The following is a 2,442-nucleotide window of genomic DNA, read 5'->3' on the forward strand; positions in this document are numbered from 1 at the left end:
ATGCTACGTCAGGCGGTGCCGGCCTGACGAATCCGGACCCCGAAGAAATCAGTCGGCCGAGTCGCTTTCCGGCTCGGCGTCGATCAGGTGATCGTAGGCGTTGATGTCGGATTCGACGCGCGGGATCAGCGGCTTGTCCAGCGGGCGGCAGATGCGGCGCTGCAGGCGGTCCAGGCGCTCGGAGCGCTCCATCGCCTGGAACACTTCGGCCGGATTCATCATGAGAACGAAGGGGTTGCCAACGATCTCGGTGCTGTCGGTGCTCTGCATGGTGACGCTCCAGTGAACGGGTGTGTCGATGGAGTCACTGTAGGCGCCGCATCCTCTTCCTCGTAGTCGGTACCGCTCCAAACGAGGGGTCAGAAGAACCCTGACAAGTCTGTCGGCGGGCTGTCGCTGGGCTGTCGGGGATGGCATGCGGAAGCCGGTGATCCAGTTCCGTATGAAATCATATTTGTCGTTGCAGATCAATGAATTGAATGGGTTACCTAAAGCAATTCTTGAGATCCGATTGCTTACATTCCGGCAGGTTCGGGCAAACGGAACAGCGCTTCGAAATTCCGGCTGGTCTGCGCCGCGACCTCCTCGACGGTACAGCCCTTCAGCTCGGCGATCTGCTTCGCGACGTAAGGCACGTACGCCGGCGTGTTGGTCTTGCCGCGGTACGGCACGGGCGCCAGGTACGGGCTGTCGGTCTCGATCAGGCAGCGGTCCAGCGGCACGTAGCGCGCCACCTCCTTCAGCTCGACGGCGCTCTTGAAGGTCAGGATGCCGGAGAACGAGATCAGGAAGCCGAGGTCGAGCGCATCGCGCGCCACGGCCATCGTCTCGGTGAAGCAATGGAACACGCCGCGCGAGCGGCCGGCGCCCTGCTCCTTCAGCAGCGCGACGGTGTCGTCCGACGCGCTGCGGGTGTGGATCACGAGCGGCAGGTCGCGCTCGAGCCCGGCGCGGATGTGCACCCGGAAGCGCTCGCGCTGCCACTCCATGTCGGCGATGCTGCGGCCGTTGAGTCGGTAGTAGTCGAGGCCGGTCTCGCCGATCGCGACCACCTTGTCGCGCCGGCTCAGCGCCACCAGCGTCTCGACGCTCGGCTCCAGCACGTCCTCGTTGTCGGGGTGCACGCCGACCGAGGCCCAGAAATTGTCGTGCTCCGCCGCCAGCGCCTGCACGCCGTCGAACTCCTCGAGGGTCGTGCAGATGCACAGCGCGCGGTCGACCTGCGCGGCGGCCATCTCGGCGCGGATCTCGTCCAGGCGAGCGCGCAGCTCGGGAAAGCTCAGGTGGCAGTGGGAGTCGACGAACATGGAAGCGATGCAGCGCGCGGCGCGGCAGACGGGATCAGATCGTCTGCGTYGGCTTGGCGGATTGGATGGAGGTGCCGAGGATTTCTTCGATCTTCAGCTTCAGCACGCGGGTCTTCTCGTCGGTCGGGAACCGCACGCCGACGCCCTGGGTGCGGCCGCCCGAGGCATTGGCCGGCGTGATCCACGACACCTTGCCGGCAACCGGGTAGCGCTGCGGATCGTCCGGCAGCGACAGCAGCAGGTAGATGTCCTCGCCGAGCTTGTACTCGCGCGTGGTCGGCACGAACAGCCCGCCCTCGCTGAACAGCGGGATGAAGGCGGCGTACAGCGCGCCCTTTTCGCGAAAGACCAGCTGGATGACGCTCGGCCGCGAGGCGGCGGGTGCAACTGCGCGGGAAGGAGTGGCAGAGGAATCGCTCATCGGGCCGAGTGTACCGAAGGACCCTTGACATGGCGCGCCGGAGCGAGTGCCTCGCGCGCCTGTTGCACCAAGGATTCCACCATCACCGGCTGATTCCACGGGTGCTCGCCGTGCCGGCTCGCGGTGGACAGCGCCGACGCCCAGCGCGTCAGGCCGTACAGCGGCATCGCGGCGGGCAGCGAGGCCGGCGGAAAGTAGCGCGGCGGCGCGCCGCAGGCCAGGCACAGCGCGTCATGGCAGAGCTTGTGCATCGCCTCCAGCAGCCGCGGCAGCGGCCACGCGCCGAGCTGGCCCGCATCGCCGGCGGCGAGCTGCTTCGGCAGGCGCAGCCACGCCACCGCATCGACGCCGTCCTGCGCCCATTCGAGCGCCTGCAGCGGCTGGCCGCCGGCCGCGGCGAGCAGCACCTCGGGTTGCGCCACCTTGTGCTCGGCGAGCCAGCGGGTGGCCAGCTCGGTGGGCGGCAGCGCCAGCGGCAGCGCCTGGCAGCGGCTGCGGATGGTCGGCAGCAACGCATCGGGCGAGCCGCTGCTGAGGATGAAGYGCGCCTGCCCGGGCGGCTCTTCCAGCGTCTTCAGCAGCGTGTTGGCCGAGATGCCGTTCATGCGCTCCGCCGGGTGCAGCAGCACCACCTTGGCACGCCCGCGCGCCGAGGTGGTCTGCGCGAAATTGACCGCACCGCGGATCGCCTCGACCTTCAGCTCCTTGCTCGGC

At 67.8% G+C, this 2,442-nt stretch carries 4 protein-coding genes; all 4 read right to left on the bottom strand.

Going from position 1 to position 2,442, the window contains the following annotated elements:
* Nucleotides 1-48: 48 nt before the first annotated feature.
* On the bottom strand, nucleotides 49-270 hold the full coding sequence (locus AC1D01_RS30180) for a hypothetical protein (RefSeq protein ID WP_477872997.1): 222 nt from the start codon (nucleotides 268-270) through the stop codon (nucleotides 49-51).
* A 245-nt stretch (nucleotides 271-515) separates the two neighbouring features.
* Complete coding sequence (locus AC1D01_RS30185; RefSeq protein WP_477872999.1) at nucleotides 516-1,307, bottom strand: TatD family hydrolase; 792 nt, start codon at nucleotides 1,305-1,307, stop codon at nucleotides 516-518.
* A gap of 34 nt (nucleotides 1,308-1,341) precedes the next feature.
* Nucleotides 1,342-1,728 carry a PilZ domain-containing protein gene (locus AC1D01_RS30190; RefSeq protein WP_477873001.1) on the bottom strand — a complete coding sequence of 129 codons (387 nt, stop codon included), beginning with the start codon at nucleotides 1,726-1,728 and terminating at the stop codon, nucleotides 1,342-1,344.
* Nucleotides 1,725-2,442: DNA polymerase III subunit delta' (locus AC1D01_RS30195; RefSeq protein WP_477873003.1), on the bottom strand; the 718-nt coding region annotated here is incomplete at its 5' end. The genes AC1D01_RS30195 and AC1D01_RS30190, both read right to left, overlap by 4 nt.

This window comes from Rhizobacter sp. P3_B12 (genome assembly GCF_056402895.1).